18 protein-coding genes are annotated in these 16,746 nt (G+C 45.3%); all 18 read left to right on the top strand.

Annotation, left to right across the window (positions count from 1 at the left end):
• Positions 1–32 precede the first annotated feature (32 nt).
• The 18 genes from DXA97_RS09945 (at position 33) to tet(O) (ending at position 16,699) form a co-directional block, all read left to right on the top strand.
• Entirely contained in the window at positions 33–2,276 is a 2,244-nt protein-coding gene (locus DXA97_RS09945; RefSeq protein ID WP_243107618.1) for a PblA, read from the top strand.
• The gene (locus DXA97_RS20895) at positions 2,270–3,031 is read left to right on the top strand and encodes a hypothetical protein (protein ID WP_243107619.1); all 762 of its coding nucleotides are present in this window, start codon (positions 2,270–2,272) and stop codon (positions 3,029–3,031) included. Before DXA97_RS09945 ends, DXA97_RS20895 begins: the two co-directional genes overlap by 7 nt.
• A gap of 3 nt (positions 3,032–3,034) precedes the next feature.
• Positions 3,035–3,922 (top strand): phage tail family protein, encoded by an 888-nt coding sequence (locus DXA97_RS09950; protein ID WP_118719842.1) that lies wholly within the window; start codon positions 3,035–3,037, stop codon positions 3,920–3,922.
• Positions 3,923–3,926: 4 nt separating this feature from the next.
• On the top strand, positions 3,927–5,081 hold the full coding sequence (locus DXA97_RS09955) for a siphovirus ReqiPepy6 Gp37-like family protein (protein ID WP_118719844.1): 1,155 nt from the start codon (positions 3,927–3,929) through the stop codon (positions 5,079–5,081).
• A 5-nt stretch (positions 5,082–5,086) separates the two neighbouring features.
• On the top strand, positions 5,087–6,223 hold the full coding sequence (locus DXA97_RS09960) for a hypothetical protein (RefSeq protein ID WP_118719845.1): 1,137 nt from the start codon (positions 5,087–5,089) through the stop codon (positions 6,221–6,223).
• A gap of 14 nt (positions 6,224–6,237) precedes the next feature.
• Complete coding sequence (locus DXA97_RS09965) at positions 6,238–6,675, top strand: hypothetical protein (RefSeq protein WP_055056154.1); 438 nt, start codon at positions 6,238–6,240, stop codon at positions 6,673–6,675.
• A complete protein-coding gene (locus DXA97_RS09970) occupies positions 6,668–7,846 on the top strand; it encodes a hypothetical protein (RefSeq protein ID WP_118719847.1) in 1,179 nt (392 codons plus the stop codon). The genes DXA97_RS09965 and DXA97_RS09970 overlap by 8 nt, the downstream gene beginning before the upstream one ends.
• A 3-nt stretch (positions 7,847–7,849) precedes the next feature.
• A complete protein-coding gene (gene avd, locus DXA97_RS09975) occupies positions 7,850–8,206 on the top strand; it encodes a diversity-generating retroelement protein Avd (protein WP_118719849.1) in 357 nt (118 codons plus the stop codon).
• Between the two features lie 326 nt (positions 8,207–8,532).
• Entirely contained in the window at positions 8,533–8,667 is a 135-nt protein-coding gene (locus tag DXA97_RS21565; RefSeq protein WP_279221156.1) for a hypothetical protein, read from the top strand.
• Between the two features lie 35 nt (positions 8,668–8,702).
• Positions 8,703–9,593, top strand: coding sequence for a reverse transcriptase/maturase family protein (locus DXA97_RS09980; RefSeq protein WP_243107620.1), 891 nt, complete (start codon positions 8,703–8,705; stop codon positions 9,591–9,593).
• A gap of 24 nt (positions 9,594–9,617) precedes the next feature.
• Positions 9,618–9,797: a hypothetical protein gene (locus DXA97_RS09985; RefSeq protein WP_117553022.1), complete on the top strand. Its 180-nt coding sequence runs from the start codon at positions 9,618–9,620 to the stop codon at positions 9,795–9,797.
• 2 nt (positions 9,798–9,799) lie between these two features.
• Positions 9,800–10,255: a phage holin family protein gene (locus DXA97_RS09990; protein WP_347561549.1), complete on the top strand. Its 456-nt coding sequence runs from the start codon at positions 9,800–9,802 to the stop codon at positions 10,253–10,255.
• Between the two features lie 104 nt (positions 10,256–10,359).
• Entirely contained in the window at positions 10,360–11,091 is a 732-nt protein-coding gene (locus DXA97_RS22150) for a phage tail tip lysozyme (protein ID WP_347561550.1), read from the top strand.
• Entirely contained in the window at positions 11,061–11,768 is a 708-nt protein-coding gene (locus DXA97_RS22155; protein ID WP_347561551.1) for a phage tail tip lysozyme, read from the top strand. The genes DXA97_RS22150 and DXA97_RS22155 overlap by 31 nt, the downstream gene beginning before the upstream one ends.
• A 465-nt stretch (positions 11,769–12,233) precedes the next feature.
• Positions 12,234–12,431: a helix-turn-helix transcriptional regulator gene (locus tag DXA97_RS10000; protein WP_003023288.1), complete on the top strand. Its 198-nt coding sequence runs from the start codon at positions 12,234–12,236 to the stop codon at positions 12,429–12,431.
• 21 nt (positions 12,432–12,452) lie between these two features.
• A complete protein-coding gene (locus DXA97_RS10005) occupies positions 12,453–13,136 on the top strand; it encodes a hypothetical protein (RefSeq protein WP_243017113.1) in 684 nt (227 codons plus the stop codon).
• A gap of 89 nt (positions 13,137–13,225) precedes the next feature.
• Positions 13,226–14,287: an IS30 family transposase gene (locus DXA97_RS10010; RefSeq protein ID WP_118684069.1), complete on the top strand. Its 1,062-nt coding sequence runs from the start codon at positions 13,226–13,228 to the stop codon at positions 14,285–14,287.
• Between the two features lie 492 nt (positions 14,288–14,779).
• Positions 14,780–16,699 (top strand): tetracycline resistance ribosomal protection protein Tet(O), encoded by a 1,920-nt coding sequence (gene tet(O), locus DXA97_RS10015; RefSeq protein ID WP_117477955.1) that lies wholly within the window; start codon positions 14,780–14,782, stop codon positions 16,697–16,699.
• Positions 16,700–16,746: the final 47 nt, after the last annotated feature.

Genomic DNA, 16,746 nt, shown 5'->3' on the forward strand with positions numbered 1-16,746 from the left:
GATATAGACATAGCGTTAGGGGGCTTTTAATTATGGCAGATAAGACGCAGAACGTCAAAACAAGGTTAAGTTTTGACGGAGAGGCAGAGTATAAAGCAGCCTGCAAGGAAATTAACAGCACCCTTAAAGTGCTTAATTCTGAAATGAAACTTGTAACGGCTGAATATAAGGACAATGCAAGCAGCGTAGATGCGCTGAAAGCAAAGCAGACGGTACTACAGAAAACATACGACGAGCAGGCAAAAAAGGTAAAAGAAACCGAGGCGGCTTTAGAAAAATGTCGCAAGGCAACAGGAGACAATAGCGAAGAAAGTAAAAAACTTGAAACCCAGTTAAATTACCAGAAAGCAGCGCTTGTAAAGACAGAGCAGGAATTAGGCAAAACGACTGACGAAATGGAAAAAGCAGAAAAAGCCGCTGACGAAATGGGAAAGGAAATAAAAGACAGCGGGGAACAGGCAGACGACGCAAAGGGAAAATTTTCTGGATTTACAAGCGTGCTAAGTGGAATGGGTACAGCGCTTAAAGCAGCAGCAGCGGCGACGGCGGCAGCAGTTGCGGGAGCGGCAACAGCCATAGCAGCGCTTACCACAAAAGCGATAGAGGGATACGCAGCACAGGAACAGCTTGTAGGCGGTGTAGAAACTCTTTTCAAAACGTCGTCTGATACGGTTGTTGGTTATGCAAACGACGCATATAAAACAGCCGGAATGTCTGCAAATGAGTACATGGAAACAGTTACCAGCTTTTCAGCGTCGCTGCTTGCCAGTATGAATAATGACACGGCAGCGGCAGCAGAAAAGGCAAACGTGGCAATTACGGATATGTCAGACAATGCAAATAAAATGGGTACTGATATATCGCTTATACAGAACGCCTATAACGGTTTTGCAAAGCAGAATTATACCATGCTGGATAACTTAAAACTGGGATATGGCGGTACACAAGAGGAAATGCAGCGACTGCTTGATGATGCAAGCAAGCTATCCGGCATTAAGTATGATATTTCATCATATTCAGACGTTGTAGACGCTATTCACGTCGTACAGACGGAAATGGGCATAACAGGGACAACGGCAAAAGAGGCAAGTACAACAATAGAGGGTTCGGTTAGTTCTATGAGTTCAGCGTGGGACAACTGGGTAGCTGGAATGGCAGACAGCGAGGCGAATTTCTCACAGCTTACAAGCAATCTGGTAGACAGTATTGTAACAGTGGTAGGGAATATAGCACCGAGGGTAATAGAAACAGTGCCGAGGCTGGTAAGCGGACTGGGAGAAATCGTAGAGCAGCTTGCAACGTATATACCACAGGTTATACAGGAGTTATTACCGCCTTTAATGAGCGGCGTACAGGACTTGCTTAATACGCTGGTTGGAATGCTGCCGGAAATGATAAGCATAATCGGGCAGATTATACCGACAATCATAGATACGCTACTTACCATTTTGCCGCAGCTTTTAGAGGCAGGTGTACAGATTATTACGGAATTGGCGCAAGGTATCTCACAAGCGTTACCTACATTGCTGCCAACAATCGTAACGGTGGTTACGAACATTGTAACCATGCTGATAGAAAATATACCGTTGCTGATTACAGCAGCATTACAGCTGCTTACGGGGCTGGCACAGGGACTGGTAGCAGCGCTGCCTGTACTGATTGAGGCACTGCCGGAAATCATAACGGCTATCATAAATGCACTGGTTGAGGGCATACCGCTTATTATCGAAAGTGCGGGCGATATTATAGTTGCATTGATTGACGGCATCATAGATGCAATACCGCTTTTAATCGCAGCCATACCGCAAATTATAGCAGCCATTGTAACAGGACTGATTACGGGGCTGCCTAAGATTTTGACGGCGGCAGGCAAGCTGGTAACGACAATCATAAATAAAATAAAAGAGCTACCTACTCTGATACCGCAGGCAATCGTTGCGGGCGTTGAGAAAATAGCAGAGTGGGGCGCAAATATGCAGGAAAAAGGCGGCACAGTTATAACGGATTTTGTAACGAAAGTTATAGATATTGTTAAGGAGCTGCCGCAGAAAATCTGGAACAGTATAGTAAGCGCAGTAACCAGAGTGGCTACGTGGGGCGCAAATATGCAAACCAAAGCCAAAGAAGTAATGAACACAATGCTTACGAACATTGTAACGATTGTGAAAGAAACGCCTGCTAAAATCTGGAACAGTATAGTAAGCGCAGTAACCAGAGTGGCTACGTGGGGTAACAATATGCTTACGAAAGCCAAAGAGGTAATGAATGCATGGTAACAGGCGTTATTACGATTGTTAAGGAACTGCCGCAGAAAATCTGGAACAGCATAGTAGGGGCAGTAACCAGAGTGGCTACATGGGGTAACAATATGCTTACGAAAGCCAAAGAGGTAATGAACGCCATGGTAACGGGCATTGTTACGATTGTTAAGGAAATACCGCAAAAGATTTATAACAGCATTTCTGGTGCAATTTCCAAAGTGGCTACATGGGGTACAGAAGTAAAGAACAAAGCCGTAGAGGGCATGAAAAATGTAATTACTGGAATAACAGACGTATTTAAGGATATTGGCAGTACGTTTGCAGGGTTCGGTAAAAACATGGTAGAGGGCATCTGGAACGGCATAAGCGGCGCTACGAGGTGGATAAAAGACAAAATAAGCGATTGGGTAGGAGATGTTACCGACTTCCTTAAAGATTTATTCGGAATTGCCAGCCCGTCTAAGCTGATGCGTGACGAAATCGGCGTATATCTGGCGCAGGGTATCGGTGTTGGCTTTTCTAATGAAATCGGCGGCGTTAAGAAAATGATTGAGGACAGCGTACCGCAGGAGTTTGACGTAGACGCAAAGGTAAATGTAGGCAATGAATTTAAGTATGATAACGACGACAAAAAGCCAAAGCCGAGAGGCGGCGGCAGTGCAGCAGGCGGCGTAGTTGTCAATCAGTATATTTATGCGAATACCACGGACTATGCAAAACAGCAGAAAGAGGCAGCCCGACAGTTCAGAATGATAGCAAGGACGGTGTAACACATGGAAAATGAAAAACTGACTTACATAAATTCAAGGGGCGAGCGGTTAGAGCTGGGAGTAGACAGCGTATACCATTGTAATATAAGTAAAGACGTAGAGGGCATTTCCGGCGTTACGAGCGTCATTTACAGCACAAACAGTATGGGACAGCACGGCGACACCTACGTAGGGCAGCGTATCGAGGCGAGGGACATAGACGTAGTGGGACATATCAACACACGGGGTAAGGCGCAGGCATTGGAACTGCGCCGCCGTATGCTTAAGATATTTAACCCAGAGCTTAGCGCTACGCTGGTGTATGAGTACGGCGGCTTTAAGCGTGTGATTGATTGCAGGGCGTATGGAGAGCCTAAGATACTAAAGAAAGAGGTACTTTATGAGTTTGATTTACAAATAGAGTGCCTTAACCCGTTCTGGCGGGAAGAGGAAGAAACAAAAGAGGATATAGCAAGCTGGGTGGCTGCGTGGCATTTCCCTTGCGCTATCGAAAAGGACAGCACAAAGAGCATGATATACGGATACCGAGCGGAAAGCGTAATAGTGGACTGCTACAACGAGGGCGACGTATCAACAGGAATGAGGATAAGGTTTACAGCACTGGGGACAGTTTCAAACCCGATACTGCTTAATGTGGATACCGAGGAATTTATACAGATTAACGCCACTATGAAAACGGGCGACGTGATAGAGATTAACACGAAGTACGGTAGCAAGGGCGCTAAGCTGATAAGGGACGGCGTAGAAACCGACTATTTCCGCTACATTGATGTAGACAGTACATTTATGCAGCTTGCTATAGGCGACAATATGTTTAGATATGATGCAGCCAGCGGCGTAAATTCTCTGGAAGTATCCATATTCTACAGCAAGGAATTTTTAGGAGTGTGACGGTATGGAGCTTAGAGTATTCGATAAGACGGTGCAGCCGCTGGGAGCTATAGACGAGCTGGCAAGCCTGATATGGCATACAAAGTATTTTGACGTAGGAACTTTTAGCCTGCTTGCGCCGATTACGGACAATAACAGCCGTTTGCTGGTAGAGGGCAATTTAATAACCAAGCACGACGGGAAAAAGGAAGTAAAGACCGCTGACGGCGGCGTATGGCGCAGGGCAGCGCAGATAACCTACGTACACATTACCAAAGACGAGAACGGCTTAGAGCAGTTAGAGGCACAGGGCTATATGCTTAGCTGGTGGCTTAATAAGCGCTGCATTTATCCGCAGATTGTGGCAACAGGTACGAACCAGTATCTTATAAACCTTATGATAAAGAACAACTGCGGCAGCGCAGCAGGCACAAAGCGGCGTTTTCCGTTGTTTACATTTCTGGCGCAGGAAACCATAGACGGCGTGGCGGTTGAATATGCAAACGAGGTATACGCACAGCTGGGGCAGGAAGTAAAGGCAAGGGCGCAGGCTGGAAAGCTGGGCTACGACATTCTGCTTAACGAAAGAGAGGGACTGTTTGGCTTTTATCTGTATAAGGGCAATGACCTTACAGCCACAAATACCGAGGGTAACACACCCTGCATATTTTCAAGAGATTTTGATAATGTCAACGAGCAGGAATATACAGCCAGTATAGAGAACTGCGGCAACTTTATTTATGTGCAGGGAGCAGCTGACGACGACGGCAGCCAGCCAGTAACCACAGTGGACGGCGAGGGCGCAACGGGGCTGGATTTAGTAGAGGTATTCTGCGACGCTACGGACATTGCCAGAAAGTACCAGCAGGGGGAAACAGAGGTAACAATACTGCTGAATACCTATATTGCAATGCTGAAAACGAGAGGCAGCGTAGAACTGGAAAACTACGGCAAGAACATAAATTTTGTAAGTACCATAAATACAAATTCAAACTTAAAATTTAAGGCTGATTTTGATTTAGGCGACCGTATTACTTGCAAAGAAACCAAGTGGGGCATACAGATAGATGCACGCATTACAGAAGTAACAGAAACATACCAGAAAGGCGAGGAAACCATAGAGGCGACTTTTGGCGACAGCCTGCCGACACTGGTAGACCAGATTAGGAAAGTGAGGTAGCAGAAATGGCAAACAGCTTACCGTTTAACGCCGTGGCAGTAGACGGAGAGTACGACAGGGTATATAAAGCCGAGGATTGGGCGTGGTACTTTGCTACTTTCATTGCAAACGGCATTTTTCCAAAGCCAAGCGACGGGCTACAGGTGGTAGCTTACAGCGGCATGGAAATAAAAGTAAATGCAGGCTATGCCTTTATAAACGGCTACGCCTTTAGAAATCCTGCAACGCTTAGCGTAACACTGGATACGGCAGAGGGAGCGCTTAACAGGGTGGACAGGGTAGTAGTTCGCTGGGATTTGCCGCAAAGAGATATGTATATTGCGGTGCTGAAAGGCACACCGTCTGCAAAGCCGACAGCAACGGCAGTAACACGCACTACGGAAATATGGGAGCTTGCGCTTGCAGATATTTACGTAGGCAAGGGCGTAACAAGGATACAGACGCAGAATATCACAGACCAGCGGTTTAATAGCGCAGTCTGCGGCATTGTGACGGGAACAGTGGAAGAGATAGACGCAAGCGTGCTTACAAAGCAGTTTACGGACTTTTTCAACACCTACAGCGCAGCCGTGCTGGACGAGTTCAGCACATATAAGCAGAACATGGAAAAGTACCTTACAGAGATTGCGGGCGTATATGACAGCTACGTAAGCAAGACAGAGGGCTTATTTGCGCAGTATGAGAGTCAGTTTAACGAAAGATACAGCAGTTTTGAAAGCACGCTTGACAACTGGGACAAGGAACTTTTAAGCGCCTATACAGAATTTATGGCAAAAATTAAGCTATTCCAGTCGGACGCTGAAAACGAATTTAATACATGGTTTGAGAGTATCAAGGACAAGCTGGGCGAGGACATAGCAGGCAGCCTGCAACTGCAAATTGAAGAGCTGGCAACAGCCATGCAGGAAGTGAAAAAGCAGGCAGAGGCAGGCACGAAAGAAACCAAAGAGGCAATAGCAGCGTTGGACGAGCGACTTAAGAGAGTAGAAAGCGGCTGGGGCATTGACTATAAGCATGATGCTGTACTGGGATTGTGTTACATGGGCGCAGCATACATGAGCCAGCATTACGAAAGAACAGTAGAAACGGCAGTGTTAGGGGCTACCTACGTGGGTAATTCCTATCTTGCAAATACATTTTAGAAAGGCGGCAGACCATGAAAGGATTTCCTAAAGTATTAAAGACAAAAGAGGATTATTACAACTGCCTTGCTATGGTAGCAAGCGGAGAACTGGCGGCAGCAGATTTGCTGGCGAAAATCGAGAGCGCAGAGAACCAGCGTTATATTGAGTGCGGCGTAGCAGCTGTAGAGGAAGAGAAAAAGGCGGTTACGGTATATTACTGCGACGAGGCAGCTGTAGGTATGAAATTCGTAGCGGGCGACGTATCCGGCACGGTGCAGGGAGTAACACATATCCAGACCGACGAGGCAGCGGCAGCAGGAGAGGCAGGAAACGACAGAACAGCCCTTACACTTTCCAAAGCGGTAAAAGCGGGCTGCAAGGTAATTGCGCTGGAACGCACAGACACCGTGGCAGGAATGACAACAGACGACATTGCAGCACTGAAAGGAGTATTAAAGCAGTATGAGTAGATTATTAGTGGACGACGTTACAAAGACCGACGCAAGGGCGCTTTTGAACGTAAATAAAATGGCTACAATCAGCGATATTGTAGCACCGAGCAATGAGTACATTTACGCCAGCGGAGCAAATGAACTGACCGTAGTAGAGGGTTGCGTAATTGCCGTGGGTGGTGCTGGAATTTTCAAGACAGCAAACACCATTCTTACGGCTGCTAATCTGGACGCAGGCAGCGCTTTTACGGTAGGTAAAGACTATTACGTATATATCTGCGATAGCAGAATTGACAGCGCAGACGAGAAATACGTAATTTCCCTTAACTCTACATACCCGACGGGCTGGAACGCTACAAACAGCCGTAAAATCGGCGGCTTTCATTATGGACGCTGCCGCAAGGTGGACAGTAATTTACAGCCGCTTAATGGCAGCAGTGTTATTTTTGGCACAGGCTGGGAAAGTGCAGTAAGCAACGGCATTGTACCACGTTCTGTATGGACACTGGGACACCGCCCGAAATGCAGCCCAGAGGGCATGGTATATTTAGGCGGCGGCACATGGGTAGATATTTACCTTAATTCTGACGACGGAGCAAAGGGCTTGAAATCAGAGTACGGCTGCGCACCTATGACGGGTACAGAAAACATGAACTGGTACAACTTTGTAGAGCGTCTGGCAAAGAGCGGTAAGCGTATGCCGAGCTATGCAGAATATTGTGCGTATGCTTTTGGCAGCCCTGCTGGATTGGACAACGCAAATACAAACGCATGGAGCGCTACAACAAACACGGGAAGAGGCACAACGGGCAGCGTAGTAAATGCCGTTTCATGCGTGGGTGTCGTAGATGCCGTGGGGCGTGTGTGGGAACATACAAGCGAGCTTATCACAAGAGCAGAACACGCCACAAATGCAGACTATCACGCAAGCGTTGCGTGGGGATGGGACAAAAAAAGCCCATTGAACACGGGCGAGAAGTCTTACGACGTTGGTAACATTTACCAGTATTACGCATATTCTCTGGCAGAGCTGGTAGCGGGCGGCTACTGGAGCTATGGCGTGCGGGGCGGCGCGCGTGCCGTGGGTTGCAGCATTTGCCCGTGGGGTGTCGGCGCGGGCGTTGGCGGGCGTGGGGCGTGTGACTTAGGTAGACGGCGGGCGAAAGCCCAGCCGTATAAACGGGGGTAAGACATGGACACACAGACACAAACAGATATTATACATCAGAAAATATACGATTTTCTGCTATATATCTATCCTTTACTTGCAAAGTATCCAAAATTTGAAAAATTCAGTTTACAGACTGCGACCAGAAACGCAATTCTTGAAATGTTGCAAGAGGTTATAAAGTGGGACAAGACGGCAACGAAAAGCCATTTATACACAGTAGATACCGCATTACAGGAAAGTAAAGAATTGCTGCGATTGGCGCACGATTTGAAATATAGCGCCATGAACGCAAAACATTACGGCGAGAGCTGCCGTAAGCTGAAAGAAATAGGCGTTATGCTGGGAGAACTGATAGAAGAGGTAAAGGCAAGAAAATAGCAGAATATGGGGCAGCTGCTTACTTACAGCCTCTGGCAGAGCTGATAGCGGGCGGCAACTGGAACAATGGCGTGCAGGACGGCGCACGTGCCGTGAATTGCAACAATTACCCGTGGAATGTCAACACGAACGTTGGCGGGCGTGGGGCGTGTGACTTAGTGAGAACATTACAGGCACAGAGTTCTACGGAATACTGGCAAGGACTTAGAAAGGAATAAGACCAAGTGTTTAATATCCTATAGTCAGAGCGGCTGTCCCGCCGTGAGGCAAAGAGAAAAAATACGGCTGCTGGTTAGTAGCTACGGCGAAAGGCAGGAGCTTAATACTTGAAGAGAGTAGGATACATTACCGACAAGGATGGGCGGCGCATCACGCTTTTAGAGGCTATGGGCGACTACGGAAACGTACAGAAAGCTACAATAAAGCCAGAAAGTGCAAGCGCCACAGAAAAGACGTACTGATTTTTACGAAAGACAAAGAGGAAAACTTAGACAAGGTGCGGGAAGATATTATAAACCTTGCCTATGAGCCAAGCAAATACCATTACTTTAAGGTGTACGAACCGAAAGAGCGGCAGATAATGGCGCTGCCGTTCTATGACAGGGTGGTACAGCACGCCATAAACAACGTGTTAGAGCCTATATTTGATAAGCGGTTTATATCGCAGTCTTACGCCTGCCGGAAAGGTAAAGGTATGCACGCTGCGTCTGATACGCTAAAAGAGTGGCTGTATGAGTGGAACAAATACCACCCAGACCAGCCGCTTTATGCTATCAAGGCAGATATACACCACTATTTCCAGAGCATAGACCATGCGGTATTAAAAACTGAAATACGTAAGGTTATAAAAGACGCTGGGGTACTGGCATTGCTGGACAGGATAATAGACCACAACGGCAATATGCCGGACGGCGTAGGGATACCAGTAGGAAACCTTACCAGTCAGTTATTTGCAAATATCTATCTGGACGCATTAGACCAGTTTATTAAGCATGAGCTGGGCGTAGAGGCGTACATACGATATATGGACGACTTTGTAATATTAAGCCCAGACAAGGAACAGCTGCGCAGCTGGCTTGCACGGATAGAGCAATTCTTACGGGAAGAGCTTAAGTTAGAGTTTAACCCGAAAACTACCATACTGGCAGCAAAGAACGGTATAGACTTTGTAGGCTACAAACACAGGGCAACGCACAGGAAAGTACGAAAGGACAGCATAAAGCGCATAAAGCGTACTATCAAGAAGTGCGAGAGCGGGAAAATCACAAAAGAGCAGTTACAAAAGAGTATACAGAGCTGGACGGGACACGCAGGACATGCCGACAGCTATAACCTACGAAAGAAAATAGAAACGCTGGCAGAGGCAGCCATAGAAAAGGCTGCTTAAGCGGCAAAATGCAGGAGCGAGTACATGAGTAGCAATTTATTAAGGGTAGTACAAGAACAACAGGAAACCATAGAAAAGCAAAGCAGGCTTATTGCTGATTTAATAGCCACTCTGGAAAGCTGGGAGCAGACAGCAGGCTACGACGGCGCAGAGCTGAAAGAGCGGGCAAAAGATTTGCAATTAAGAGAAAGGCAGGATTTATGAACATGACTATTACAGAATTTATTGAGGCGGCGGCACATAACAAAATTATCCAGCTGGTAGTATTGGCGATTGTGTGCGACACGGTTTTTGGCGTGCTGCGTGCAATCAAAGAGAAGAAATTTAACAGCTGCGCAGGCATTGACGGGGCTATCAGAAAAGTAGGTATGCTTATTTCTCTGGTATTCATGCTGGCAATCGACGTACTGATTAAGATTAACTTAATCGGATTTATACCGGAGCAGGCACGTACATATTTAGGGCTTGATACCGTGGGCGTGGCTGAATTTTTCGCATTGCTTTACATTGCCTATGAGGTAGTGAGCATTTTTAAAAATATGGCATTATGCGGGCTGCCCGTAAAAAGGTATGGGAAAAGGTGCGGGAGTTTCTGGCGAAGTATACGGACGAACTGCCGGACACAGACGAACTGGACGGGGACAGCACCACAGGCAGCGTAGAGGAACACAGGACACAGGAAAGATAAGAACAATAAGGACATAGCAACAAAGAGCGCTTGCGGGACACCGCAGGCGCTTATTTTGTATGCGGAAAGGCAGGAAATATGAACATTAACAGAAAGATAAGTAAGTACAATTTCAATAAGGGCAGCGTTTCCAGAATTAAGTATATTGTTATCCATTATGTAGGCGCACTGGGCGGCGCAGAGGACAACTGCCGATATTATGGCGGCGGCAATAGAAATGCGTCGGCGCATTACTTTGTAGGATTTAACGGCGAGGTATGGCAGTGCGTAGAGGACGCTAATATAGCGTGGCATTGCGGAGCGTCGAGCTATAAGCACGCAGAGTGCCGAAACGCTAATAGTATCGGTATTGAAATGTGCGTAAGGAAGAAAAACACAAAGAGCATGGGCGCAACAGATAAAGACTGGTATTTTGAGGACGCAACAGTAGAGGCAGCGGCAGAGCTTACCCGTTACCTTATGAATAAATACGGTGTGCCTGCATCTCATGTAATCAGACATTACGACGTAACGGGCAAGATTTGCCCTAACCCGTATGTATATAACACCAGCGCCCACACATGGGACGAGTTTAAGCGTAAAATCAGCGGACAGGCAGAAACACCGCAGGGCGGCAATGAAAAAACAATCTGGAATTTTCTTACAGGAAAGGGCTTAAATGCTTATGCCGTGGCTGGTATTATGGGTAATCTGTATGCTGAAAGCGGGCTTATGCCGAACAACTTACAGAACACCTATAACAATAGCTGGGTAAGACGGACGCAGAATATACAGCAGCGGTGGATAATGGCAGCTATGGCAATTTTGTAAAGGACAGTGCAGGCTATGGGCTGGCGCAGTGGACGCATTGGAGCAGAAAGCAAGCGTTGCTTAATCATGCAAAACAGGCGGGCGTATCCATTGCAGACCTTAATATGCAGCTGGGCTTTTTATGGGAAGAATTGCAGGGATACACAGCAGTAATGGACGCACTGAAAAAGACGGGCAGCGTGCGTGCTGCATCTGATGCCGTTCTTACTGGATATGAAAAGCCAGCAGACCAGAGCGAAACAATAAAGAAAAAGCGTGCAGAGTACGGCGAGGGATACTGTAAAAAGTATGCAGCAGGAAACGGTACAAAGTATTATAGAGTGCGCAAGAGCTGGACGGACGCAGCAAGCCAGCTGGGGGCGTTTACGTCGCTGGAAAATGCAAAGAGCGCTTGCAAGGCGGGTTATACTGTATATGATGATAACGGCAAGGCGGTATATACCGCAGCAGGGCAGCAGGCAAGTGCAGGCGTTCCGTTTAGCGTACAGGTAGATATTTTAGACCTTAATATCAGAACAGGAGCAGGCACGAACTATGCAAAGACGGGAGAAACCACAGGAAAGGGAGTATTTACCATTGTGGAAGTGAAAGCCGGACAGGGTGCAAGCGTTGGCTGGGGACGCTTGAAGAGTGGCGCAGGCTGGATTAGCTTAGATTATGCCACAAGATTAGCTTAAGTTTTCGAGGGTGGGCGGTTCACTGTCTGCCCTCTATTTTTTTACAATTTTATAGCATTTTCCGCATAAAAGAATTGACAATATACCAAAGTTGGTATATAATAAAATCATGGAAAGGAGATAAGAACAAATAAGAGGCAAAGCCACTGGAAAGGAGAAACGGCACAATGGGTAAGAAAAAGAAACAAAAGAAAAAGCCTATCGAATGGCGAGACCTGACAATCAACGCATTGATAGACTTAATCATAGGCATAATACTTATCATAATCGGTAAGCACATAGGTTAGGGCGAAAGCCCTAACCGACAGGCGGGCGATAAGCCCGCCGCCTATAAAAAATATAACACAAACCCACAGCCGAGTAAAGAGTATGCTTTTGAAATTAGGAGTATTTTTAGTAGTAGTAGGACTGGTAAAGCTGATTATTGCTTTCATTTTGAGAGCAAAGGAAAAAGAGAGGTAAGGCATGAATTTAGGCGAGAACATAAGGAAAGCACGAAAAGCAGCGGGCGTTTCACAGTCAGAACTTGCGGAACGCCTGCAAGTCCACCAGAAAGATATAAGCAGGTGGGAGAACGGGGCGCACGCACCGACAATAGAAATGTTTGCGAAAATATGCAGAGAGCTTAACGCCTCTGCTGATGAAATTTTAGAATTGAAGTAGATACGAAAGTGAGGGCTTACTATGACAAAGAAAAAGGTAATTTTATTGGCAGCGACTGCATTATTTGCGGTAAGCGGCTTAACGGCGCTGCCGTCTGGAAATATAACAGGCGGGGTGGGCTGCATTGTGGTTGCGGCAGTATGTGCCTATTTTGGACTAAAAAAGAAAAGAGCAGGAAAAGAGAACGGAAACAGAACGCCAGCGCCTGCCGCTGTATCTGGTGGCAGAATTTTAGATACAATCAGAACGAAAGTAGTAGGCGTGACGTTTAATAATGAGGACGGAGAAAACAGGCAGGATATTTTAAGTAGAATGTCCGGCAGTGAAGATATTACAGTAGAAAAGTATACATACAACGGAGAGCCTGCCGCATACGTAAAGTGGGGCGATAAGGTAATAGGCAATCTATCGGCAGAGCTGGCGGGGGACTTAGCGAGAAAGTACCCGAAAGCCCGCTACACCGCAGAAATACTGGAAATTTCTGGGGGGGGGGTACAGACGTTCGGGTGCAATATAGAGCTTGACGTAATCGAGGACGCAACGCCCAGCGTAAGCCAGCATACGGGAGAAACTACAGTATATGTAGACCGTAGCAACAAAAAATACCATAGTAAGCCTAACTGTTCGGGAATGAAAAACCCAAAGAGAATACCGCTAAGCCAAGCAAGGAAGAAATACACCGCTTGTAAAAAGTGTTGTAAATAGGTAAAGGCATAAGCCGCAGACTTGTAAAAAAGTTTGCGGCTTTTCGTCGTATATGGGGAAAGAACAGGAACGAAAGAGAGGTAGCAGAAATGGCGAATAAGAAAGGCAGCCGACAACTGACATGGACAGACCGTATAAGTATTGAGGCATTGAAAAAAGCAGGGCATAGCGTGATAGAGATAGCAGAACAGCTGGGCGTACACCGCAGCACTATATACAATGAGCTTAAGCGAGGGGAATATATGCACAGAAATAGCGACTATACAGAAACATTAAGTTATAGCCCAAACAAGGCACAAATGAAAGCAGAGGAAAATTTAAAGGCAAGGGGTACACAACTTAAAATAGGAAACGATATTGCATACGCAAATTATATAGAGGATAAAATAGTAAATGAAGATTACAGCCCAGCTGCGGTACTGGGAGAATTGAAAGCACAGGGGAAAGAGGGGGACTTTTCCGTAACAGTATGCGTAACGACCTTATACAGCTACATTGATAAGGGTATTTTCCTTAAGTTGTCTAATAAGAATTTGCCAGTAAAGAAGAATAAGAAGAGAAATTATAAGAAAGTACAGAGGCAACAGAAAAGGACGGCAGCAGGAGAGAGTATAGACAAACGCCCGAAAGAGATAGATACACGGGAAGAGTTCGGCAACTGGGAAATGGACAGCGTTTTAGGTAAGCGGGGAAAGTCAAAAAATACGTTGCTGGTACTGACAGAGCGGAAAACCAGAAACGAGATTATATTTAAACTGCCAGACCATACAGACGAGGCAGTAGTAGCGGCACTGGATAGATTAGAAAGAAAATGGGGCGCTGATATGTTTAAGCGGGTATTTAAGACAATCACAGTAGACAACGGCAGCGAGTTTGCAGATGCAGAGGGCTTACAGCGTTCTATTATCAACGAGGGAGAAAAGCGGACAAAGGTATATTACTGCCACCCGTACAGCAGTTGGGAGCGTGGCACAAATGAGGTAACAAATAAGATGATACGCCGGAAGATACCGAAAGGCACAAATTTTGACGACAGGACAGAGGAAGAGGTAGAGAGTATAGAGAACTGGATAAACGGATACCCACGCAAAATACATGGCTATCATTCAGCAGGGGAACTATTCGAGGAAGAGGTAAAGCAGCTTGCATAAGAACGGAAATAGGGAGCGTGAGAGGCTGGCAGCAGTGGCAGCCTTACTATTACGCTGCCTAAAAGTGAAAATATACAATAAAACAGGCTACGTATTGTGCAAAACGGCAAAACAATAAAAACATGAAAAAATGTCGAATTTAATGTTGACATTTTTACTCTTGTCAATAATGCTAAAAAGGGCTTGACAAATAAAGGGTTAAGGAATATAATTAGATTCAGTTTTATACAAGGAGTTAATAAATATGCGGCAAGGTATTCTTAAATAAACTGTCAATTTGATAGTGGGAACAAAAAGTAGCAGTCCCGTTTCACTTTTAATATGGGGCTTAGTTTTTTGTACCCAGTTTAAGAATACTTTTATCATGTAATTTTATATGCCCGAAAACATATAAGTGTTTTGGGGCTATTGGAGTTATTTACCCAGTGATAGGAGTATTTATCACTGGGTATTTTTATGCCCTTTTTTGGGTGTTGATAGGAGGAAAATCACATGAAAATAATTAACTTAGGCATTCTGGCTCACGTTGACGCAGGAAAGACAACATTAACGGAAAGTTTATTATATACCAGTGGTGCAATTGCAGAACTAGGGAGCGTAGATGAAGGCACAACAAGGACAGATACAATGAATTTGGAGCGTCAAAGGGGAATCACTATCCAGACAGCAGTGACATCTTTTCAGTGGGAGGATGTAAAAGTCAACATTATAGATACGCCAGGCCATATGGATTTTTTGGCGGAAGTATACCGTTCTTTATCCGTTTTAGACGGAGCAGTATTATTAGTTTCTGCAAAGGATGGCATACAGGCACAGACCCGTATACTGTTTCATGCACTACAGACAATGAAGATTCCGACAATCTTTTTCATCAATAAAATTGACCAAGAGGGGATTGATTTGCCAATGGTATATCGGGAAATGAAAGCAAAGCTTTCTTCGGAAATTATAGTGAAGCAAAAGGTTGGGCAGCATCCCCATATAAATGTAACGGACAATGACGATATGGAACAGTGGGATGCGGTAATTATGGGAAACGATGAACTATTAGAGAAATATATGTCAGGGAAACCGTTTAAAATGTCAGAACTGGAACAGGAAGAAAACAGGAGATTCCAAAACGGAACGTTATTTCCCGTTTATCACGGAAGCGCTAAAAACAATCTGGGGATTCGGCAGCTTATAGAAGTGATTGCCAGTAAATTTTATTCATCAACGCCTGAAGGTCAATCTGAATTATGCGGGCAGGTTTTTAAGATTGAATATTCAGAGAAAAGGCGGCGTTTTGTTTATGTGCGTATATATAGCGGAACATTGCATTTGAGGGATGTTATTAGAATATCTGAAAAAGAGAAAATAAAAATCACAGAGATGTGTGTTCCGACAAACGGTGAATTATATCCATCCGATACAGCCTGCTCTGGTGATATTGTAATTTTACCAAATGATGTTTTGCAGCTAAACAGTATTTTGGGGAACGAAATGCTGTTGCCGCAGAGAAAATTTATTGAAAATCCTCTCCCTATGCTCCAAACAACGATTGCAGTAAAGAAACCTGAACAGCGGGAAATATTGCTTGGGGCACTTACAGAAATTTCAGATGGCGACCCTCTTTTAAAATATTATGTGGATACTACAACGCATGAGATTATACTTTCTTTTTTGGGGAATGTGCAGATGGAAGTCATTTGTGCCATCCTTGAGGAAAAATATCATGTGGAGGCAGAAATAAAAGAGCCTACTGTTATATATATGGAAAGACCGCTTAGAAAAGCAGAATATACCATCCACATAGAAGTCCCGCCAAATCCTTTCTGGGCTTCTGTCGGGTTGTCCATAGAGCCGCTCCCTATTGGAAGCGGAGTGCAGTATGAAAGCAGAGTTTCACTTGGATATTTAAATCAATCGTTCCAAAATGCGGTTATGGAGGGGGTTCTTTATGGCTGCGAGCAGGGGCTGTATGGATGGAAAGTGACAGACTGTAAAATCTGTTTTGAATATGGATTGTATTATAGTCCTGTAAGTACCCCCGCAGACTTTCGGCTGCTTTCCCCTATCGTATTGGAGCAGGCTTTAAAAAAAGCAGGGACAGAACTATTAGAGCCATATCTCCACTTTGAAATTTATGCACCGCAGGAATATCTCTCACGGGCGTATCATGATGCTCCAAGGTATTGTGCAGATATTGTAAGTACTCAGATAAAGAATGACGAGGTCATTCTGAAAGGAGAAATCCCTGCTAGATGTATTCAAGAATACAGGAACGATTTAACTTATTTCACAAATGGGCAGGGAGTCTGCTTGACAGAGTTAAAAGGATACCAGCCAGCTATTGGTAAATTTATTTGCCAACCCCGCCGCCCGAATAGCCGTATAGATAAGGTTCGGCATATGTTCCACAAGTTAGCTTAACAGCTTGCAAAAGTCATATAAAATGAGATTTGAAAGGAGAATGTAAC

Source organism: Clostridium sp. OF09-36 (assembly GCF_003481985.1).
Classification (GTDB): Bacteria; Bacillota; Clostridia; order Lachnospirales; family Lachnospiraceae; genus Brotaphodocola.